At 66.0% G+C, this 19,225-nt stretch carries 22 protein-coding genes; 17 read left to right on the forward strand and 5 right to left on the reverse strand.

Translation table 11 applies throughout. From position 1 onward, the window contains the following. Window positions 1-130: 130 nt before the first annotated feature. The 4 genes from ACVILH_RS19610 to ACVILH_RS19625 are packed head-to-tail and all read right to left on the reverse strand — an operon-like array spanning window position 131 to window position 3,954. Window positions 131-862, reverse strand: coding sequence for an ABC transporter ATP-binding protein (locus ACVILH_RS19610; RefSeq protein ID WP_456714361.1), 732 nt, complete (start codon window positions 860-862; stop codon window positions 131-133). After that, on the reverse strand, window positions 859-1,692 hold the full coding sequence (locus ACVILH_RS19615) for an ABC transporter ATP-binding protein (RefSeq protein WP_456714362.1): 834 nt from the start codon (window positions 1,690-1,692) through the stop codon (window positions 859-861). The genes ACVILH_RS19610 and ACVILH_RS19615 overlap by 4 nt, the downstream gene beginning before the upstream one ends. Further along, window positions 1,689-3,023 carry a high-affinity branched-chain amino acid ABC transporter permease LivM gene (livM, locus tag ACVILH_RS19620; protein WP_456714363.1) on the reverse strand — a complete coding sequence of 445 codons (1,335 nt, stop codon included), beginning with the start codon at window positions 3,021-3,023 and terminating at the stop codon, window positions 1,689-1,691. The genes ACVILH_RS19615 and livM overlap by 4 nt, the downstream gene beginning before the upstream one ends. A 13-nt stretch (window positions 3,024-3,036) precedes the next feature. Beyond that, window positions 3,037-3,954 (reverse strand): ABC transporter permease subunit, encoded by a 918-nt coding sequence (locus ACVILH_RS19625; RefSeq protein ID WP_456714364.1) that lies wholly within the window; start codon window positions 3,952-3,954, stop codon window positions 3,037-3,039. Between the two features lie 333 nt (window positions 3,955-4,287). Here ACVILH_RS19625 and ACVILH_RS19630 point away from each other — a divergent pair, with 333 nt between their 5' ends. Together ACVILH_RS19630 and ACVILH_RS19635 are read left to right on the forward strand one after the other, a co-directional pair. Beyond that, window positions 4,288-4,434 (forward strand): hypothetical protein, encoded by a 147-nt coding sequence (locus ACVILH_RS19630; protein ID WP_456714365.1) that lies wholly within the window; start codon window positions 4,288-4,290, stop codon window positions 4,432-4,434. Window positions 4,435-4,597: 163 nt separating this feature from the next. After that, the gene (locus ACVILH_RS19635; RefSeq protein ID WP_456714366.1) at window positions 4,598-5,137 is read left to right on the forward strand and encodes a hypothetical protein; all 540 of its coding nucleotides are present in this window, start codon (window positions 4,598-4,600) and stop codon (window positions 5,135-5,137) included. A gap of 12 nt (window positions 5,138-5,149) precedes the next feature. Here the strand turns inward: ACVILH_RS19635 and pcaD are convergent, their stop codons facing one another. Continuing rightward, entirely contained in the window at window positions 5,150-5,932 is a 783-nt protein-coding gene (pcaD, locus tag ACVILH_RS19640; protein ID WP_456714367.1) for a 3-oxoadipate enol-lactonase, read from the reverse strand. Between the two features lie 233 nt (window positions 5,933-6,165). On the opposite strand from pcaD, the gene ACVILH_RS19645 reads away from it, so the two are divergent. From ACVILH_RS19645 to ACVILH_RS19715, 15 genes are all read left to right on the forward strand, one after another. Next, window positions 6,166-6,612, forward strand: coding sequence for an SRPBCC family protein (locus ACVILH_RS19645; protein WP_006612358.1), 447 nt, complete (start codon window positions 6,166-6,168; stop codon window positions 6,610-6,612). A 131-nt stretch (window positions 6,613-6,743) separates the two neighbouring features. Continuing rightward, complete coding sequence (locus ACVILH_RS19650; protein ID WP_006612357.1) at window positions 6,744-7,229, forward strand: (2Fe-2S)-binding protein; 486 nt, start codon at window positions 6,744-6,746, stop codon at window positions 7,227-7,229. Between the two features lie 46 nt (window positions 7,230-7,275). Continuing rightward, window positions 7,276-8,133, forward strand: coding sequence for an FAD binding domain-containing protein (locus ACVILH_RS19655; RefSeq protein WP_456714368.1), 858 nt, complete (start codon window positions 7,276-7,278; stop codon window positions 8,131-8,133). A gap of 22 nt (window positions 8,134-8,155) precedes the next feature. Then, entirely contained in the window at window positions 8,156-9,064 is a 909-nt protein-coding gene (locus ACVILH_RS19660; RefSeq protein WP_456714369.1) for an AAA family ATPase, read from the forward strand. Between the two features lie 168 nt (window positions 9,065-9,232). Next, the gene (locus ACVILH_RS19665) at window positions 9,233-10,438 is read left to right on the forward strand and encodes a vWA domain-containing protein (protein WP_456714370.1); all 1,206 of its coding nucleotides are present in this window, start codon (window positions 9,233-9,235) and stop codon (window positions 10,436-10,438) included. 22 nt (window positions 10,439-10,460) lie between these two features. Next, a complete protein-coding gene (locus tag ACVILH_RS19670) occupies window positions 10,461-10,784 on the forward strand; it encodes an XdhC family protein (RefSeq protein ID WP_006612353.1) in 324 nt (107 codons plus the stop codon). A 3-nt stretch (window positions 10,785-10,787) separates the two neighbouring features. Then, on the forward strand, window positions 10,788-11,489 hold the full coding sequence (locus ACVILH_RS19675) for an XdhC family protein (protein ID WP_456714371.1): 702 nt from the start codon (window positions 10,788-10,790) through the stop codon (window positions 11,487-11,489). Then, window positions 11,486-13,093: an NTP transferase domain-containing protein gene (locus ACVILH_RS19680; protein WP_456714372.1), complete on the forward strand. Its 1,608-nt coding sequence runs from the start codon at window positions 11,486-11,488 to the stop codon at window positions 13,091-13,093. The genes ACVILH_RS19675 and ACVILH_RS19680 overlap by 4 nt, the downstream gene beginning before the upstream one ends. A gap of 231 nt (window positions 13,094-13,324) precedes the next feature. Next, window positions 13,325-13,729, forward strand: coding sequence for a DUF4189 domain-containing protein (locus ACVILH_RS19685; protein ID WP_456714373.1), 405 nt, complete (start codon window positions 13,325-13,327; stop codon window positions 13,727-13,729). A 116-nt stretch (window positions 13,730-13,845) separates the two neighbouring features. Then, the gene (locus ACVILH_RS19690; RefSeq protein WP_456714374.1) at window positions 13,846-14,259 is read left to right on the forward strand and encodes a DUF2000 family protein; all 414 of its coding nucleotides are present in this window, start codon (window positions 13,846-13,848) and stop codon (window positions 14,257-14,259) included. A gap of 136 nt (window positions 14,260-14,395) precedes the next feature. Beyond that, window positions 14,396-15,421, forward strand: coding sequence for an alcohol dehydrogenase AdhP (gene adhP / locus ACVILH_RS19695; protein WP_456714375.1), 1,026 nt, complete (start codon window positions 14,396-14,398; stop codon window positions 15,419-15,421). Window positions 15,422-15,694: 273 nt separating this feature from the next. Continuing rightward, on the forward strand, window positions 15,695-16,351 hold the full coding sequence (locus ACVILH_RS19700) for a TetR/AcrR family transcriptional regulator (RefSeq protein WP_456714376.1): 657 nt from the start codon (window positions 15,695-15,697) through the stop codon (window positions 16,349-16,351). Further along, window positions 16,348-17,124, forward strand: a complete 777-nt coding sequence (locus tag ACVILH_RS19705) for an HlyD family secretion protein (protein ID WP_456714377.1) — start codon at window positions 16,348-16,350, stop codon at window positions 17,122-17,124. Before ACVILH_RS19700 ends, ACVILH_RS19705 begins: the two co-directional genes overlap by 4 nt. Then, window positions 17,121-18,059, forward strand: a complete 939-nt coding sequence (locus ACVILH_RS19710; protein ID WP_456714378.1) for an ABC transporter ATP-binding protein — start codon at window positions 17,121-17,123, stop codon at window positions 18,057-18,059. Before ACVILH_RS19705 ends, ACVILH_RS19710 begins: the two co-directional genes overlap by 4 nt. Beyond that, a complete protein-coding gene (locus tag ACVILH_RS19715) occupies window positions 18,056-19,210 on the forward strand; it encodes an ABC transporter permease (RefSeq protein ID WP_456714379.1) in 1,155 nt (384 codons plus the stop codon). The genes ACVILH_RS19710 and ACVILH_RS19715 overlap by 4 nt, the downstream gene beginning before the upstream one ends. Window positions 19,211-19,225: the final 15 nt, after the last annotated feature.

Raw genomic sequence — 19,225 nt, forward strand, 5'->3', positions numbered from 1 at the left:
GGAAATGGCCCGGAGGGCGGGCCGCAGACCGCGCGCATTGTGGCTGATTTTCCGCCGAAGTCACCGCAAAATTTCGGGGAGACCGACGAAGGGCTAAGGCCATTTCGGCCGGGATTGTCCGACCCCGGCCTCAGTGGCGGCCACCCTCCAGATAGGCCGCACGGATCTCAGGACGCTGCAACAATTCTGTGCCCGTGCCCGACAGGGTGATCATGCCGTTCACCAGCACGTAGCCGCGATGGGCGAGCTTGAGCGCATGATTGGCGTTCTGCTCGACGATCAGCACAGTCAAGCCGTCCTGACGGTTGAGCGTCCGGATGGCGTCAAAAATCTGGCGCGCGATCAGTGGCGCGAGACCCAGCGAGGGCTCGTCGAGCAGCAGCAGCCGTGGCCGGCTCATCAGGGCGCGGCCGATCGCCAGCATCTGCTGCTCGCCGCCCGACAGCGTGCCGCCGCGCTGGTCGAAGCGCTCCTTCAGCCGGGGAAACAGCGCGAGCACGCGCTCCAGCGTCTCGGCGCGCTGCGCTTCCGTGGTGTCGCCGGCATCGGCGCCCATTTGCAGGTTTTCCGCGACGCTCATGCGCGGGAAGATGCGGCGGCCTTCCGGAGACTGCGCGATTCTGAGGCGGGCGATCAGATGCGTCGGCACCTGCGTGATGTCATGGCCATCATAGACAATGTTGCCGGAGCTGGCGCGCGGCCGGCCGAAGATCGACATCATCAGGGTCGACTTGCCGGCGCCATTGGCGCCGATCAGCGCGACGATCTCGCCGGCCTTGATGTCGAGGTCGACGCCCTTCAGCGCTTCGATCTTGCCATAGGACGCGCGCAACTTCTGGATCTGGAGCAAGGACGCGCTCACGCCTCGGCCTCCATCACGGCTGCGGCCTCTTCCTCGTCGGTGCCGAGATAGGCGGCGATCACCTTGGGATCGTCGCGGATCTCGCGCGGCGTGCCCTCGGCGATCTTGACGCCGTAGTCCATCACCACGACGTGGTCGGAAATCTCCATCACCACGCTCATGTCGTGCTCGATCAGAAGGATCGAGGTGCCGTGGTCACTGCGGATCGACAGCAGCAGCTCGTTCAGCGCGCCGCTCTCGCGCGCGTTGAGGCCCGCGGCCGGCTCGTCGAGGCAGAGCAGGGCAGGCGAGGTGCACATTGCGCGCGCGATCTCGAGCCGACGCTGGTCGCCATAGGCGAAATTGCCGGCGGCATCGTCGGCGCGGTCGAGCAGTCCGACGCGCTTCAGCCAGAACACCGCATTGTCGATCGCGCTCTGCTCGGCCGCGCGCCAGGAGGGCACCCCGAGCAGCCCGAGAAACGTCAGGCCAGACGCCTTCATCAAGGCATTGTGCTGCGCCACCATCAGGTTCTCCAGCGCCGTCATTCCGGGAAACAACCGGATGTTCTGGAAGGTGCGCGCCACCTTCGCCTGCTTGGAGATATTGTAGTCCTTCAGCTTCTGCATCTCGAACTGCGCGCCGTCGTCGTGCGTCAGCCGGATCACGCCCGAGGTCGGCTTGTAGAAGCCGGTGATGCAGTTGAACACGGTGGTCTTGCCGGCGCCGTTGGGGCCGATCAGGGCGGTGATCTGCTTGCGTTGCGCGGTGAACGACAGCGCGTTGACGGCGACGATGCCGCCAAAGCGCATGGTGAGGTTTTCGAGCGCGAGAATGGGAGCGGAGCTCATCCGTGGCCTTCCTTGACGAGGTCCGAGGAGATGCTCTGGGATTTTTCCAGGAACACGGTGGGCGCGCGATGGCCGACGATGCCGCGCGGACGCCAGATCATGATCAGCACCATGGCGAGACCGAACACCAGCATGCGGTAGACTTCGAGGCTGCGGAACAGCTCGAAGCCGCCGATCATGGCGAGCGCGGCGAGTGCGACGCCGAGCTGCGACCCCATGCCGCCGAGCACGACGATGGCGAGCACCAGCGCGGATTCCTGGAAGGTGAAGGATTCCGGGCTGATGAAGCCCTGACGGGTGGCGAAGAAGGCGCCGGCGAAGCCGCCGAACATCGCGCCGGTGGCGAACGCCGTCAGCTTGGTCGTGGTGATGTTGATGCCGAGCGCGCGGCAGGCGACCTCGTCCTCACGCAACGCCTCCCACGCGCGGCCGATCGGCAGCCGGCGCAGCCGGATGGTGACCCAATTGGTGAGCAGCGCCAGCGCCAGGATCAAATAGAACAGGAAGACGATGCGATGCGTCGGTGAGAACGGAATGCCGAGCATCGCTGCAAGGCCGCCTTCACCCGGCGTCAGCGGAATGCCGAACAGGCTCGGACGCGGAATGCCGGAGATGCCGTTGGGGCCGCCGGTGACCTCCTGCCAGTTGATCAGCACCAGGCGGATGATCTCGCCGAACGCCAAGGTGACGATGGCGAGATAGTCGCCGCGCAGGCGCAGCACGGGGAAGCCGAGCAGCACGCCCCAGAAGGCGGCGAGGATGCCGGCGAGCGGCAGGCAGATCCAGAACGACAGGCCGAAGGTGGTCGACAGCAATCCATAGGAATAGGCGCCGACCGCATAGAACGCGACGTAGCCGAGGTCGAGCAGGCCGGCGAGGCCGACCACGACGTTGAGACCCCAGCCGAGCATCACATAGGTGAGCACGAGGATGCCGAGATCGAGAATGTAGCGCTGATTGTAGAAGATCACCGGCACGAGGAAGGTGAAGATCAAGAGCGCCGGCGCGAGATAGCGGCCGGCGACCGATAGGCCGCTCTGCACGGATGCCGGCACGAAGCTGCCGAGGCCGCCGCGCGGGCCGAGCCACAGGCGCAGCAGCTCGACCACGATCGAGCCGACGAATACGGCGCCGACGAGGCTCGCGAGCTCGCCGAAGCGGGTCCAATATTCGAGCTGGCCGCTCTGGCCGGCCTCGGTGCGGACGCCGACCATCAGCGAGAACAGGCCAAGGGCGACCAGGGCACTGAGGACGGCTTTCTTGAGGATGAAGGCGGCTCCGACAGGCTCGAAGCCATTCGACTGGACAGATGTTGGAAGGGACGCGCTCACACGGGCTCCGTCGTCAGACTTTTTCGACTTCGGGACGGCCCAGCAGGCCGGTCGGCATGAAGATCAGCACCACGATCAGGATCGAGAACGCCGCGACGTCCTTGTACTCGACCGAGAAATAGGCCGACCAGAACGTCTCGATCAAGCCGATCGCGAGGCCGCCGAGCATCGCGCCCGGCAGCGAGCCGATGCCGCCGAGCACGGCCGCCGTGAACGCCTTGATGCCAGCGACGAAGCCCATGAAGAAATCGACCAGGCCGTAATAGAGCAGGTACATCATGCCCGCGACGGCGGCGAGGGCTGCGCCGATCACGAAGGTCATCGAGATCGTGCGGTCGACGTCGACGCCGAGCAGCGCGGCCATGGTCTGGTCCTGCTCGCAGGCGCGCATGTCGCGGCCGAGGCGGGTGCGCGACACCAGCCAGGTGAACAGGCCGAGCAGCACGATCGTGGTGATGACGACGACGATCTGGATGTTGGAGAGCTGCACCACGAAGCCGCTGTCACCTTCGTGCAAGGTGTAGCCGCCGGTGATGATCGGCGGCACCGGCTTCACCCGCGCGCCCTGCGACACCTGCGAGAAGTTCGTCAGCACGAAGGACATTCCGATCGCCGACAGCATCGGCGCCAGCCGGAACGAATGGCGCAGCGGACGGTAGGCGATGCGCTCGATGGTCCAGCCATACAGCGCCGTGATCGCCATCGAGACGAGCAGCACGATCAGCAGAATGACGGGGACCGCGGTCAGGCCGATCGAGACCAGCACCAGGAACGAGATCAGCGCGATGAAGCCGCCGATCATGAAGACGTCGCCATGGGCGAAATTGATCATGCCGACGATGCCATAGACCATGGTGTAGCCGATGGCGATCAGGCCGTAGATCGAGCCCAGGACCAGGCCGTTGATGAGCTGCTGCGCGAAATAATCCATGAACTGCCGTTATTGAGACTGCGAGGCTGGAACTTCGAAGGACTGGTTCGCAACGCCGTGGGGGCCTGCGGAGCGGATGCAGGCACCCGTGGAGCTTGCACCCGCGACCGAAGGCGTCGCGTGCCCAAGTACTAACAGCTAGGAACCGGGTGCCGCAACAGCGTGCAGTGCCGCAATTAGGTGCTTATCCCGCCTGCTTTCGTGGCGCGGTTCCGATGCCCCAATCAGGCCAGATGATGGCCATCCCATGACCGCGCGGGAACAGCACGCCCACGCAACGGGAGCGACGCTCGCGCATTGGTTGTCATTCCATCCTCGCCAGGGAGTCGCAGAATGAGCAACCTCACCGACAAGAATCAGGGCCACCAGAACCCGGGACAGAATCAGCAGGGGCAGACCCAGGGCCAGCCGATCCGTCAGGATGAGGGCAGGGACGCTGCCCCGCAGCGCCAGGATTCCGGGCAGGAGCGTGGCGGCTGAACCGCCCCGCTAGTCTAGAGAAGGCGGGCCAGCGCTCCGAGCTGCCGCCAGCCGGCCGGCGCGTTAAGGTAAACAAAGGGTTTAAATTGCCCGTGGCATTTGTCGCGCGTTAGCTCGTCTGGAACCTGCCGGATCGGCAGGGGGTGCAAAGGGCGGGCGCGACATGATCAAGAACTGCGTGATCAGGAACTGGCGGCTCAGCTGCGTCAACGGCGTGCTGCTGGCGCTGTATTTCGTGCCCGCCTGGACGGTCGTGGCTTTCCAGATCATGGTGTCGCCGGTGCAGGGGCTGTTCGCCCGCCCCAACATCGCGGTCGCGCTGTTCATCAGCGATCATCTGCATCTCTCGAGCATCGACACGGTGCGCGCCGCCTGGCTGCTGGCGCTGGCGCGACTGACGGTCGCAGGCTTCTTTGCGATGTTCCTGGTCCTGATCCTCGTACCGCGCGTGCGAAAGGTCTCCGGCTATGTCGAGGCGTTGTCGATCGGCCTGGGTCTCGGCAGCGTTTTGACCTTCGTCAGCATGATCCTGGCGGCGAAGGTCGGGGAGACCCAGGCGCTGCGGCTGCATGCCACGGAGCTCCTGATGCTGCTCGGGACGGCCATCATCATGCTGGTGGAGAAGCCGACATCGTCGCCGGCCGCCGTATCCGAACCCGCTCCCGCCTTGGGCGTCGATGGCTCGGCACAGCCCAGCATGTGATCTCCGGCCTGCTCAGCGCTGCGTGAGAAAGCCGAGCACCGCGTCATTGAACGCGCCGGCAGCCTCGACGTTCGAGATGTGCGCCGCATCGACGATCGTCATGCTGGCGCCGGGGATCCGACTGCGAATCGCTTCCGCCATCGAGATCGGCGTCGACTTGTCGTAGCGGCCGGCGACGACCAAGGTCGGGCTCTTGATGCTGGGCAGGTCCTCGCGCAGGTCGAGGGCGCGCAGCGCTTCGCAGCAGGCGAGATAGCCCTCGACCGGCGTCGCCACCAGCATCGCCTTCATCCGATCTGCGATCTCCGGATTGTGATCGCGAAAATCCTGCGTCAGCCAGCCGGCAATCACCGTGTCGGCGATTCCAGCGAGGCCGCTGTCCCGGACGGCCTTGATCCGCGCATCCCAGATCGCCGGATCAGGGTAATGGCAGGTGGTGTTGGCGAGCACGACCTTGCCGACGCGCTCGGGCGCGTGCGCGGCCAGCCACTGGCCGACCATGCCGCCCATCGAGACGCCGCACCAGTGCACCTTGTCGATGTTGAGATCGTCGAGAATAGCCAGGGCGTCGCGGCCGAATCGCTCGATCGAGTATGGGCCGGGGGCGACCTGAGACTTGCCGTGGCCGCGCCGGTCGTAGCGGATGACGCGAAACACCTGCGTGAAGGCGCGCATCTGCGGCTCCCACATCTGCAAGGTCGAGCCGAGCGAGTTCGACAGCATCAGGGTCGGCCCGCCGTCGCGGCCCTCGACGGTGACGTTCAACAGGCAACCGTCGGCATCGATCATCGGCATGGGCGCAATCCTTGTCGCAGCCGGCGCTGATCGCCGGAGGAATCGTGCAGATTTGATGGCGAACTAACCATTGCGGGCGCCGTCTGCCAATCGAAACCCGACGGCCATAAGACCCGCATTGCTGCGGTGCTCCAGCGTTTCTGCAACGCTTGACGGCGCTGCTTGCCCTTCCTTTTGGGTCTTCGGTGCTTTACTTGAATGCCTCTAACCGCGCCAATCCGGGGGAAATGCTCATGGCAATGACGATGACGGGCGAGGTCCAGCTGGCGGCACCGCGTGAGGCCGTCTGGGCCAAGCTGAACGATCCTGAGGTGCTCAAGGCCTGTATCCCCGGCTGCGAGGAGCTGGAGAAGACCGAGGATGGCGGCTTCCGCGCCGTCGCCAAGATGAAGGTCGGGCCGGTGTCCGCGCGCTTCAAGGGCAAGGTCACCTTGAGCGATCTCGATCCGCCGAACGGCTACAAGATCTCCGGCGAGGGCGAAGGCGGTGTCGCCGGATTCGCCAAGGGCGGCGCGGTCGTGGGGCTCGCGGAAAAGGATGGCGGCACGCTGCTGAGCTACAATGTCGACGCCCAGATCGGCGGCAAGCTGGCGCAGCTCGGCCAGCGCCTGATCAACGGCGCGGCCAAAAAGCTCGCCGATGAGTTCTTTGCGAACTTTGCCAAGGCCGTTCAAGGCTGACCGCAACCAACCCATGCGCTGTCCGGGGCGAGGTTGCCCGTCGCGGAGAGCGTCAATATGATGGTTTTCGACCGATTTTTGCTGGGCTGCGCTGCAGTGCAACGCTGTGCGCGGAATATAGAGAGTCCTGAATGGCCAAGATTTCCATGATTGTGAACGGTAATCCCGTCACGGCGAATGTCGACCCGCGGACGCTGCTCGTGCAGTTCCTGCGCGAGAATCTGCGCCTCACCGGCACCCATGTCGGCTGCGACACCTCGCAATGCGGCGCCTGCGTCGTGCATCTCGACGGCAAGGCGGTGAAGTCCTGCACGACGCTGGCCGTGATGGCCGACGGTCACGAGGTCCGCACGATCGAAGGTCTCGCTGCCGACGGCGCGCCGCTGCATCCGATGCAGGAGGCGTTCCGCGAGCACCATGGTCTGCAGTGCGGCTTCTGCACGCCGGGCATGATCATGACCGCCGTCGATCTCGTCCACCGCAAGGGCCATGAGCTCAGCGAGGAGACGATTCGCGAGGAGCTCGAAGGCAATCTCTGCCGCTGCACCGGCTATCAGAACATCGTGCAGTCCATTGCCGCCGGCGCCAAGGCGATGGCCAAATCGGACCTCGCCTAACAGCCGGACCTCGCCTCAGCCGCCCGCCGCGACAGGATATCCCCCCATGTACGAATTCAAATATCACCGGCCGGCCACCGTGCGCCAGGCCGCGAATCTCCTCACCAAGAACGAGGACGCCAAGCTGGTCGCCGGCGGTCATACCCTGGTGCCCGTGATGAAGCAGCGGCTGGCCAGTCCGCCGCATCTCGTCGACCTCTCCCATGTCGAAGGCCTCGACACGATCGAGGTCAAGGGCCGCAACCTCGTGATCGGCGCCATGGCGCGCCACGCCGATGTCGCGAACTCCGCGACCGTCGGCGAGGCCATTCCGGCGCTCGCGCATCTGGCCAGCCTGATCGGTGATCCCGCCGTCCGTCATCGCGGCACGATCGGCGGCTCGATCGCCAACAACGATCCGACCGCGGACTATCCGGCCGCCTGCTTGGCGCTCGGGGCGACCATCGTGACCAACAAGCGCAAGCTGAAGGCCGAGGAGTTCTTCCAGGGCCTGTTCACGACCGCGCTGGAGCCGGACGAGATCATCACCAAGGTGAGCTTCCCGCTGGCGAAGAAGGCGGCCTATGTGAAATTCCGCAATCAGGCCTCGCGCTATGCGCTGGTCGGCGTGTTCGTCGCGCGCCGTCCGTCGGACGTGCGGGTCGCGGTGACCGGCGCTGGCGGCAACGGCGTGTTCCGCGTTACTGCCTTCGAGGAAGCGTTGCAGAAGCGGTTCTCGCCGAAGGTGCTGGAAGGCATCCCGGTGTCGGCCGATGGCCTCAACGGCGACATCCACGGCAGCGCCGAATATCGCGCCCATCTGATCGGCGTGCTCGCGCGCCGCGCGGTCGATGCCGCCAATGCCGAGGCCAAGGCCTCGATGGCGTCGGACGGGGCCGCCGAGCCCGAAGCTCCGGCGTCGTGACGTCGAAGGAAGCGGTCTGACCATGAGTGCTCCGGCTCTGCCAGCATCCGTCGATGCGATGCTCGAATTGTTGTCGTCGCGCGGCTATCTGGCCGAGCGATCGCTGGCGACGGTGACCTATCTGTCGCTGCGCATGGGCCGACCGCTGTTCCTCGAAGGCGAGGCTGGCGTCGGCAAGACCGAGATCGCCAAGGTCCTGTCGGCGGCGCTCGGCCGCAAGCTGATCCGCCTGCAATGCTACGAAGGTCTCGACGTTGCCTCCGCCGTCTATGAGTGGAATTCGGCGGCGCAGATGATCGCGATCCGGCTGGCGGAAGCCGGTGGCGATGTCGATCGCGACCAATTGTCGTCGGACATCTTCGCCGACCGCTACCTGATCAAGCGCCCGCTGTTGCAGGCGCTGGAGCCGGATGTCGCGGGTGCACCGGTCTTGCTGATCGACGAGCTCGACCGCGCCGACGAGGCCTTCGAGGCCTATCTGCTCGAGATTCTCTCCGACTTCCAGGTGACCATCCCCGAATTCGGCACCGTCAAGGCGCCGCATCCGCCGATCGTCATCATTACCTCCAACCGCACCCGCGAGATCCACGACGCGCTGAAGCGGCGCTGCCTGTATCACTGGGTCGACTATCCCTCCGCCGAGCGCGAGCTCGCGATCGTCAAGACCCGGCTGCCCGGCATCTCGCAGCGCCTGTCGCAGCAGGTTGTGCGCTTCGTGCAGGCGCTGCGCGACCAGGATTTCTACAAGTCGCCTGGCGTTGCCGAGACGCTCGATTGGGCGACGGCGCTGACCGAGCTCGACGCGCGTTCGCTCAACGCGGAAGTGGTCGGCGACACGCTGGGCGCGCTTTTGAAGTATCAGGACGACATCGCCCGGATGCAGGGTGATGCGTTGAACAAGGTGATCAAGGACGCGACCAGCGAGACGTAGTTCGCGCTGGTGCCTACAAAGTCGGTCGTCATTCCGGGATGCGTGCGCAGCACGCAGGCCCGGAATCCATAACCACGATCGTGAGTATGGATTCCGGGCTCGCGCTCCGCGCGCCCCGGAATGACGAGCTCAACTGTGGGCGCGTCTGGAATTCGAGGGGATCAAGCCATGCCCACCAGCATCAATCACCTCGCGCCGCCAACCGGCGGCATCGCCGACAACATCGCAGGCTTCGCGCGCGCGCTGCGCGCCGCGGGCCTGCCCGTCGGCCCCGGCGCCGTCATCGACGCCATGACGGCCCTCGAAGCCATCGACATCAGCAAGCGCCCCGACGTCTTCACCACGCTGGAATCGATCTTCGTCAAGCGTCACGAGCATGCGCTGATCTTCGCCCAGGCCTTCGACCTGTTCTTCCGTCCCGCCGAGGAATGGAAGTCGATGCTGGATTCGGTGCCGCTGCCGGACCACGCCAAGAAGAAGCCGCCGCCGGCCTCGCGCCGGGTGCAGGAGGCGATGTCGCAGCCGCAGATGCATGAGGAGCCGAAGGCGCAGGAGCAGGACCTGCGGCTGTCGGTGTCCGACCGCGAGGTGCTGCAGAAGAAGGATTTTGCCCAGATGAGCGCGGCCGAGATCGCCGAGGTCGCGCGCGCCATCGCCAAGATGCGGCTGCCGCAGGCGGAGCTGAAGACCCGCCGCCACACTGCCGATCCGCGCGGCCACCGCATCGACATGCGCAAGACTTTGCGCCAGGCGTTGCGCACCGAGGGCGAGATCATCAACTTCCATCGCCTCGGGCGAATCGAGAAACCGGCGCCGATCGTGGCGCTGCTCGACATCTCCGGCTCGATGAGCGAGTACACCCGCCTGTTCCTGCACTTCCTCCACGCCATCACCGACGCCCGCAAGCGCGTCTCGGTGTTTCTGTTCGGCACCCGCCTGACCAACGTCACCCGTGCGCTGCGGCAGCGTGATCCCGACGAGGCGCTGGCGAGCTGCTCGGCCAATGTCGAGGATTGGGCCGGCGGCACAAGGATCGCCACCTCGCTCGAGACCTTCAACAAGCAATGGGCGCGGCGGGTGCTCGGGCAGGGCGCGATCGTGCTCCTGATCTCCGACGGGCTGGAGCGCGAGGCCGACAGCAAGCTCGCCTTCGAGATGGACCGGCTGCACCGCTCCTGCAGGCGACTGATCTGGCTCAACCCGCTATTGCGCTATTCCGGCTTCGAGGCCAAGGCGCAGGGCATCAAAACCATGCTGCCCCACGTTGACGAATTCCGCCCGGTACATAACTTGACCTCGATCGAGACCCTGATCTCGGCGCTGTCCGCGCCGCTGCCGCCGCATCAGCGCAGCGCGATCCGTCCCGCCGCCTGATCATCCCGAGAAGGAGATCGCCATGCTCAACCGCGACGAAGACATCCTCAAGGCCGCCGAGGACTGGCACAAGGGCGGCCACGGCGTGGCGCTCGCCACGGTGGTCGAGACCTGGGGCTCGGCGCCGCGCCCGGTCGGCTCCAACCTCGTGATCAACGACGAGGGCACGTTCTTAGGGTCGGTGTCGGGCGGCTGCGTCGAGGGCGCCGTCGTCACCGAGGCGCTCGACGTGATCTCCAGCGGCCAGCCCAAGATGCTGGAGTTCGGCGTCGCCGACGAGACCGCCTGGAATGTCGGTCTGTCCTGCGGCGGCACCATCCGCGTGTTCGTCGAGAAGGTGGGCTGATCCATGCAACTGTCGACACTGGCCGAGCTCAACGCCGAGCGCGCCGCGCGCCGCCCGGCTATTCTCGTCACCGACGTCGCCTCGGGCGAGCAGCGCCTGGTCAAAGCCGCTGCAATCGCCCGCGATCCCCTCAGCGACGATCTCGCCAAGCATTTGCGCATGGGCAAGAGCGGCATGGTCGAGGTTGACGGCAAGCGGCTGTTCCTCAACGTCTACGCGCCGACGGCCAAGCTCGTGATCGTCGGCGCCGTCCATATCAGCCAGGCGCTCGCGCCGATCGCCAAGTCGCTCGGCTATGACGTCACCGTCGTCGATCCGCGCACGGCTTTCGCGAGCCCGGAGCGTTTCCCGGATGTGCCGCTGATCGCCGAATGGCCCGACGTGGCACTGCCCCCGCTCAACGTCGATCCCTACACGGCCTTCGTCGCGCTGACGCATGATCCGAAGATCGACGATCCGGCGCTGCTGCACGCCTTCTCGCGCGACTGCTTCTATATCGGCGCGCTCGGCTCGCGGAAGACGCACGCGAAGCGTCACGACCGGCTGCGTGCGCAGGGCGCCAGCGATGCCGACATCGCCCGCATCCACGCGCCGATTGGGCTGGCCATCGGCGCGGTGTCGCCGTCAGAGATCGCGGTCTCGATCATGGCCGAGATCACCGCCACGCTTCGGTTGCCGGCCAAGGAGAAAGAGCAGGCGGCATGAAGTTCGGTCCCGCCAGTCCGCATGAGGCCATCGGCGGGGTGACTGTGCACACCCTGCGCAAGGGGTCCTTGGTGCTGAAGAAGGGCACCTTGATCGGTCCCGCCGAGGTCGACGCGCTGATCAGGGAAGGCGTCAAGGAGATCGTCGTCGTCCGGCTCGAGGCGGGCGATGTCTCCGAGGACGAGGCGGCCGCTAATGTCGCCAAGGTCGTGGCGGGCAACGGCATCCATGTCGACCGCGCCTTCACGGGCCGCGCCAATCTGTTCGCAGCGCAGCCCGGCGTGCTCATCATCGACCGCGCCGCCGTCGACCGCATCAACGAGGTCGATGAAGCCATCACCTTCGCGACCCTCCCGGCGTTCAAGCCGGTGGTCGAAGGCGAGATGGTGGGCACCGTCAAGCTGATCCCGTTCGGCGTCGAGGGACGGCTGCGCGATGCCGCCGTCGCAGCGGCGGGCAAGGGCGCTCTCAGCGTCGCGCCCTATGTCATCAAGCGCGTCGGCGTCGTCTCGACGATTCTTCCGGGGCTGGCAGCCAAGGTCATCGACAAGACGCTCCGGGTCACCGCCGAGCGCCTGGCGCCGGCCGGTGCTTCTATCATCGCCGAGCGCCGCGTGCCGCATGAGCAGGCCGCGCTGGCCGCCGCGATCAAGGAACTGCTCGGCCTCGGCGCCGAACTCGTGATCGTGTTCGGCGCCTCGGCGATTGCCGACCGCCGCGACGTCATCCCGGCCGCGATCACCGGCATCGGCGGTGCCATCACCCATTTCGGCATGCCGGTCGATCCGGGCAATCTGCTGCTGATCGGCAGCGCCGGCGGCGTGCCGGTGCTCGGCGCGCCCGGCTGCGCGCGCTCGCCGGCCGAGAACGGTTTCGACTGGGTGCTGATGCGGCTGCTCGCCGGCATCAAGGTCACGCGCGCCGAGCTGACGGCCATGGGAGTCGGGGGCCTGTTGATGGAGATCGTGACGCGGCCGCAGCCGCGCGCCAAGCCGGAGGAGACCGAGGGCGAGCGCAAGGTCGCCGCGATCGTGCTCGCGGCTGGACGCTCGACCCGCATGGGCGGGCCGAACAAGCTGCTGGCCGAACTCGCCGGCAAGAAGCTGGTCCGAATCGTCACCGAACAGGCATTGGCCGCCAGGGCGAGCGAGGTCATCGTCGTCACCGGCCATCAGGCCGAGCTGGTCGAGCAGGCGCTGTCGGACCTCGAGGTCCGCTTCGTCCGCAATCCCGATTTCGCCGGCGGCCTCGCCAGCTCGGTGAAGGCAGGCATTGCTGCAGTGCCGGAGAACGTCGATGGCGCCGTGGTCTGTCTCGGCGACATGCCGATGGTGTCGTCCGATCTGCTCGACCGCCTGATCGGCGCCTTCGCGCCCGATCGCGGCAATTTGATCGTCGTGCCTGTCTCCGAAGGCCGCCGCGGCAATCCCGTGCTGTGGTCGCGCCGCTTCTTTGCCGAGCTGATGACGCTCGACGGCGACGTCGGCGCGCGGCACCTGATCGCCAAGCACACCGAGGCGGTCGCCGAGGTGCCCGTCGACGGCGACAGCGCTTTCCTCGACATCGATACGCCGCAGGCCCTGGAAGCCGCGCGGCGGGGGTAAGTCGCGTAGAAAGTAGGGTGGGCAAAGGCGCGCCCGTGCTCTCTCGCCGCTCGAGATCGCATTGGCGCCGTGCCCACCGCCTCGCCGCGATGCGCTCAATCCATGGTGGGCACGCGCCGCCTTGCGGCCTCGGTTTGCCCACCCGACGCGATCTCATCTCAACCTCTCATTCACCAAGTCTCAACGACCCCCGGCTAGATTTGCCGATACTGGGCCTCGGGGGAGGAGAGAGTGATCGTTTCGACCGCTGCGCGACGTCTCGCGCTGTTTGCATTTGGACTGACCGTGATCGTCGGCGCCGCGCGCATCGTGACCACGGGCGCCATCAGCCCGGCGCATGCCGCCGGCGCCTTCGCCATCGGCCAATGCGCCGCCTATGGCCAGGCCTTCGACTATCCGGCGGAGCATCTGGCCAAGGCCGCGGCACTCAAGCAGTGCAAGGGCGAATGCACCGCGGTGACGATGAAGAAGGCCTGTGCCGCGTTCGCCGTCGACCTCACCAATCCGTGCGGGCCGCATGGCTACGCCGTGCGCCCGAAGATCTCGGCCTCGCTCAACGATGCGACGCGCGAATGCTACAAATATGGCGGCAAGGAATGCGTGATCCGCGCCTGGGTGTGCGACGCCAAGGGCTGATGAGGGCTGATGAACTCAGGGGGCTGAGTTCCCACGCGCACACTTTCAATTCACGGCTTCACGCCCGGACTGGCCTTGCTATTCTGGGCGTCCGCATTTTTGGAATTGGACGTGACATGCAATTCGACACCAAGATCGCGCTCATCATCCGCAACGATCTCGAAGCCTGGCAGAAGCTCAACGTCGCGGCGTTCCTGGCCAGCGGCATCGCGGCCGCGTTCCCCGAGTGCATCGGTGCGCCCTATGAGGACGGCTCCGCGACCAGCTATCACGCGCTGATCGGCCAGCCGATCCTGATCTACGGTGCACCCGACAACGCAGCCTTGGCGCGTGCGCTGGATCGTGCGCTGACCCGCAACGTCAAGCCGGCGCTCTACACCGAGGACATGTTCAAGACGACGCATGATGAGGCCAACCGTGCCGCCGTGAAGGCGGTCGTACGCGCCGATCTCAATCTGGTGGGACTCGCGTTTCGTGCCGAGCGCAAGGTGGTCGACAAGATCGTGGACGGACTGAAGTTTCACGCGTGATGGCGATGCGCGCGAACTTTGCGTCGTCATGAAACTGTTACATATTGCGCATCAAAGCAGCAGGGTCCTTTGATGCCGATCAAGACCGGACAAGTTCGCGGTCGTTAGTTTGCGCCTCAACATGAGGAGCAGACCGATGCAGACCATGAAAGCCGCCGTCGTCAAAGCCTTTGGCAAGCCGCTCGTCATCGAGGACGTGCCCGTGCCGGTGCCCGGTCCGGGCGAACTGCTGGTGAAGCTGAAGGCGTGCGGCGTGTGCCACACCGACCTTCACGCCGCCTCCGGCGATTGGCCTGTGAAGCCGACGCCACCCTTCATCCCGGGGCATGAAGCCGCGGGCGTCGTCGTAGCGCTCGGGGCAGGCGTGACAGACTTCAAAGTGGGAGATGCCGTCGGCGTGGCGTGGCTTCACGATGCCTGTCTGCGCTGCGAATATTGCGAGACGGGCTGGGAAACGCTCTGCGAGCACCAGCACAACACCGGCTACAGCGTGAACGGCGGCTTCGCCGAATACGTCATCGCCTCCGCCGCCTTCGCCGCGCGCCTGCCGGCCAATGTCGACTTCGCCAAGGTGGCGCCGATCCTGTGCGCTGGTGTCACCACCTACAAGGGCCTGAAGGAAACCGACACGCGTCCTGGCGAGTGGGTGGTCATCTCCGGCGTCGGCGGCCTCGGCCACGTTGCCATCCAATACGCCAAGGCGATGGGCCTGAAGGCGATCGGCCTTGATATCGCGGACGACAAGCTGAAGCTGGCGCTGGAAGCCGGCGCCGAGCACGCCGTCAACGCGCTCGACAAGGACGCCGTGGAGCGCGTCATCGCGATCACCGGCGGAGGGGCGCACGGTGTGCTGGTCACGGCCGTGTCGACACCCGCCTTCGCGCAGGCGCTGAAGATGGTCCGGCGCAAGGGCACCGTCAGCTTGGTCGGCCTGCCGCCCGGCGAATTCCCGACCCCGATCTTCGACGTCGTGCTCAAGCGCATCACCGTCCGCGGCTCGATCGTCGGCACCCGCCGCGACCTCGACGAAGCCATCGCCTTTGCCGCCGAAGGCAAGGTGAAGGCCGAGGTGACCACCGCGCCGCTGTCGGAGATCAACACCATCTTCGACCGCATGAAGGCCGGCAAGATCGACGGCCGCGTGGTGCTGGACTTCACTTAGTTTGGAGTGAGCAGGGTGGGTGGCGGTCGCGCACCCACCTTCCTACGGCAGTATCAACGAGTTGGCGCGCGCGGCGCGGCCGCGAGCGCTGGCCACGTTTGGTTGAACCCTCGGGCGCGCGTCCCTGGCGAGACCGTGGGCTAGGCGCGCTCAGAGACGGGCCTCCGCGGCGGCGGCGTAGCTGACCGGCCCTATCAGGGGGCCTTTAGCTGGTCACCAGCCCCCCTGCTACGTGTCTCTTGACATGACTGACTAGTCAGTCATAATTGATCCATGTCCAAGACGGTCATTTCGAAAAGGCGCCTTTCGCGTTCGCCAGGCACGGGTGTCTCCCGCGCCGATCGCGCGGCAGAACGCCGCGCGGCGATCGTGCAGGCGGCGATGGACGAGTTCATCGCGCGCGGCTTTGCCGCCACGCGCCTTGACGACATCGCCAAGCGCGCGGGCGTCGCCAAGGGCACGATCTATCTGCACTTCAAGGACAAGGAATCGATGTTCGAGGAATTGATCCGGACCGCGATCGTGCCCTTCGTCGGCCGTTTGGCCGCGCCGTTGCCAGTGGGCAGCTCGGTGCGCGACATGGTCGAGGCCTTGGCCCGGATGTTCCTGCAGGAGATCGCCGGCACAAAGCGGGCCGATCTCGTCCGCCTCATCATTGCTGAGGGACCGCGGTTCCCGGCGATTGCCGACTTCTACTACCGCGAGGTCGTGTCGCGCGGCCTCGCCGCGATGCGTGCGCTGATCCAGCTCGCGATCACGCGCGGCGAGATCCGCGAGCCCAAGCTCGTGCAGCACCCGCAACTGATGATCGCCCCGATGATGGTCGCGGTGATTTGGAAGAGCCTGTTCGAAACGCATGCGCCGCTCGATGCGGAAGCGATGTTGCAGACGCATCTCGATCTGATCTTCGGGCCGAGGAGGCCGACATGAGCCTGCTGCACTGCCTTGCCGTGCTGGTCACGGCCTTCAGCTTCGACGGCTGCAGGGACACGCGCGATTCCGGCTATCAGGGCTGGGTCGAGGCCGACATGATCTTTGTCAGCCCGGACGAGGCGGGGCGCGTCACCAAGCTCAACGTGCGCGAAGGCGACGAGGTCAAGGTCGGCGATCCCATCTATTCGGTCGATGACGACCTGCAACAGGCCGATCTCAACCAGACCAAGGCGACGCTCGCCAACGCGCAGCAGAGCTACGATCGCGCCGCCGCGCTGAGCAAGACCGGGGCAGGGACTCAGGCGACGCTCGACTCCGCTGTCTCTGCGCTGCGCGTGGCCGAGGCGCATGTCGTGACCTCGCAGACGCGGCTGGCGCGGCGCAAGGGCGTGGCGCCCGTTGCTGGCACGATCCAGCAGATCTACTTCCGCGAGGGCGAGATGGTGGCGGCTCAACGGCCGGTGCTCTCGATCCTGCCGCCCGGCAACATGAAGCTGCGCTTCTACGTGTCGGAGACGGATCTGCCAAAGTTCGCCGTTGGCGACGAGGTGAAGGTCACCTGCGACAATTGCGCGGCCGATCTCACGGCGCGGGTGTATTTCCTGGCGACGACGGCGGAGTACACGCCGCCGGTCATCTACAGCTTGGATGAGCGCAACAAGCTCGTCTATCTGATCCAGGCGCGGCCGTCGCGGCCGGATGCGCTGCGCGTCGGCCAGCCCGTCAGCATCTATCCGAACCCGAAGACGCCCGTGGCGGACAAGCGATGAGCGCGGGCGGACCAGCCGAGATCGCGATCGACGTGAAGCGGCTGAGCAAGTCCTTCGATGGACGCGAGGTCGTGCATGATCTGTCGATGCAGGTGAAGCGCGGGTCGATATATGGCTTTCTCGGGCCGAACGGCTCTGGCAAGACCACGACCATCCGCATGCTCTGTGGCCTGCTGACCCCCGACAGCGGCGAGGGCACCTGCCTCGGCTTCGACATCCGCCGCGACGCTAACAAGATCAAGCGCCGCGTCGGCTACATGACGCAGCGCTTCAGCCTGTACCAGGACCTCTCGGTGCGCGAGAACCTGGAGTTCGTCGCGCGGCTCTACGGGATGCCCGATCCGCGCCGGTCCGCGCGCGACATGGTGCAGCGCCTCGGTCTCTCCGGCCGCGAGCGCCAGCTCGCCGGCGAATTGTCCGGCGGCTGGAAACAGCGGCTGGCGCTCGGCGCCTGCACCTTGCCCAACCCGCAACTGCTGCTGCTCGACGAGCCCACCGCGGGCGTCGATCCCAAGGCGCGGCGCGACTTCTGGAACGAGATCCATGTGCTGGCGGGCGAGGGGCTGACCGTGCTGGTCTCGACTCACTACATGGACGAGGCCGAGCGCTGTCACGAAATTGCGTACATCGCCTATGGTCATCTGCTGGCGCACGGCACCGTCTCCGACGTGATCGCGCAATCGGCGCTGACGACGTACACCGTCAGCGGCGATGATCTGCGCGCGCTCGCTGCCGAGCTTGCCGGCAAGCCCGGTGTCGACATGGTGGCGCCGTTCGGCACCAGCCTGCACGTCTCCGGCCGCGACGCCAAAGCCCTTGAGGAGACGATCGCGCCGTGGCGCGACAAGCCCGGCCTGCACTGGCAGCACACCGCGCCATCGCTCGAGGACGTCTTCATCGACCTCATGAACCGCTCGCGGGACAATTTCCAATGAGCGAGACCGCACTCCAGTCCACGCCGCCGCAGCGCTTTGGCTTCTGGCGCCGTACCTACGCGATGCTGGTCAAGGAGTTCATCCAGTTGCGCCGCGACCGTGTCTCGTTCGCGATGATCGTGATGCTGCCGGTGATGCAGCTGATGCTGTTCGGCTATGCCATCAACACGACGCCGCATCATCTGCCGGCGGCGGTGCTGCTGCAGGAGGACAGCGATCTCGGCCGCTCGATCCTGAAGGCGATGGAGAACACCGCCTATTTCCGCTTCACCCAAGAGGTCACGAGCGTCGCCGAGTTCGACGATCTCCTGCTCTCGGGCAAGGTGCTGTTCGGCGTCGAAATCCCGCGCGGCTTCGAGCGCGCCGTTCGCCGCGGCGATCGTCCGGCGCTGCTGGTCGCCGCGGACGCCACCGACCCGGTGGCGGCCTCGTCGGCGCTGTCCTCGCTCGGCACGATCGTACAGACCGCGCTGGCGCACGATCTCTACACCGGTGATCCGGTCACGACGCCGTTCGAGATCCGGGCGCATGCCCGCTACAATCCGGCGGCGTCCTCGCGGCTGAACATCGTGCCGGGCCTCGTCGGCACCATCCTCACCATGACGATGCTGATCTTCACCGCGCTGTCGGTGACGCGCGAGATCGAGCGCGGCACGATGGAGAGCCTGCTGTCGATGCCGATCACGCCGGTCGAGGTCATGCTGGGCAAGATCATCCCCTACGTCATGGTCGGCTTCCTGCAGGCCACGATCATCATCGGCATCGGCGTGCTGCTGTTCGGCGTGCCTGTGATGGGCAGCCTGCTGCTGCTGGCGCTGCTGTCGACGTTGTTCATCGCGACCAACCTCTCGATCGGCTACACCTTCTCCACGCTGGCGCAGAACCAGTTGCAGGCGATGCAGCTGTCGATGATGTTCTTCCTGCCGAGCATTCTCCTGTCGGGCTTCATGTTTCCATTTCTCGGCATGCCGCAATGGGCGCAGGTGGTCGGCGAATGCCTGCCGCTGACGCACTATCTGCGCATCGTCCGCGCCATCATGCTGAAGGGCTCGACCCTGGCAAACCTGCAGCACGACACCATCGTCCTGTTCGGCCTGATGCTGTTCGCCATGACCGTAGCCGTGATGCGCTTCCGCCGCACGCTCGATTGAGGCAAAATGACCGCC

This window comes from Bradyrhizobium sp. USDA 4353, from assembly GCF_054063215.1.

What these genes read in the sequence shown, in the direction of transcription:
- ACVILH_RS19660 (WP_456714369.1), top strand. Translation starts at nt 8,156, where the DNA reads ATGAGTGCTCCGGCTCTGCCAGCATCCGTCGATGCGATGCTCGAATTG.
- ACVILH_RS19645 (WP_006612358.1), top strand. Translation starts at nt 6,166, where the DNA reads ATGGCAATGACGATGACGGGCGAGGTCCAGCTGGCGGCACCGCGTGAG.
- ACVILH_RS19690 (WP_456714374.1), top strand. Translation starts at nt 13,846, where the DNA reads ATGCAATTCGACACCAAGATCGCGCTCATCATCCGCAACGATCTCGAA.
- ACVILH_RS19670 (WP_006612353.1), top strand. Translation starts at nt 10,461, where the DNA reads ATGCTCAACCGCGACGAAGACATCCTCAAGGCCGCCGAGGACTGGCAC.
- ACVILH_RS19625 (WP_456714364.1), bottom strand. Translation starts at nt 3,954, where the DNA reads ATGGATTATTTCGCGCAGCAGCTCATCAACGGCCTGGTCCTGGGCTCG.
- ACVILH_RS19680 (WP_456714372.1), top strand. Translation starts at nt 11,486, where the DNA reads ATGAAGTTCGGTCCCGCCAGTCCGCATGAGGCCATCGGCGGGGTGACT.
- ACVILH_RS19710 (WP_456714378.1), top strand. Translation starts at nt 17,121, where the DNA reads ATGAGCGCGGGCGGACCAGCCGAGATCGCGATCGACGTGAAGCGGCTG.
- ACVILH_RS19665 (WP_456714370.1), top strand. Translation starts at nt 9,233, where the DNA reads ATGCCCACCAGCATCAATCACCTCGCGCCGCCAACCGGCGGCATCGCC.
- ACVILH_RS19650 (WP_006612357.1), top strand. Translation starts at nt 6,744, where the DNA reads ATGGCCAAGATTTCCATGATTGTGAACGGTAATCCCGTCACGGCGAAT.
- ACVILH_RS19630 (WP_456714365.1), top strand. Translation starts at nt 4,288, where the DNA reads ATGAGCAACCTCACCGACAAGAATCAGGGCCACCAGAACCCGGGACAG.
- ACVILH_RS19675 (WP_456714371.1), top strand. Translation starts at nt 10,788, where the DNA reads ATGCAACTGTCGACACTGGCCGAGCTCAACGCCGAGCGCGCCGCGCGC.
- ACVILH_RS19655 (WP_456714368.1), top strand. Translation starts at nt 7,276, where the DNA reads ATGTACGAATTCAAATATCACCGGCCGGCCACCGTGCGCCAGGCCGCG.
- pcaD (WP_456714367.1), bottom strand. Translation starts at nt 5,932, where the DNA reads ATGCCGATGATCGATGCCGACGGTTGCCTGTTGAACGTCACCGTCGAG.
- ACVILH_RS19700 (WP_456714376.1), top strand. Translation starts at nt 15,695, where the DNA reads ATGTCCAAGACGGTCATTTCGAAAAGGCGCCTTTCGCGTTCGCCAGGC.
- adhP (WP_456714375.1), top strand. Translation starts at nt 14,396, where the DNA reads ATGCAGACCATGAAAGCCGCCGTCGTCAAAGCCTTTGGCAAGCCGCTC.
- ACVILH_RS19615 (WP_456714362.1), bottom strand. Translation starts at nt 1,692, where the DNA reads ATGAGCTCCGCTCCCATTCTCGCGCTCGAAAACCTCACCATGCGCTTT.
- ACVILH_RS19635 (WP_456714366.1), top strand. Translation starts at nt 4,598, where the DNA reads ATGATCAAGAACTGCGTGATCAGGAACTGGCGGCTCAGCTGCGTCAAC.
- ACVILH_RS19705 (WP_456714377.1), top strand. Translation starts at nt 16,348, where the DNA reads ATGAGCCTGCTGCACTGCCTTGCCGTGCTGGTCACGGCCTTCAGCTTC.
- ACVILH_RS19715 (WP_456714379.1), top strand. Translation starts at nt 18,056, where the DNA reads ATGAGCGAGACCGCACTCCAGTCCACGCCGCCGCAGCGCTTTGGCTTC.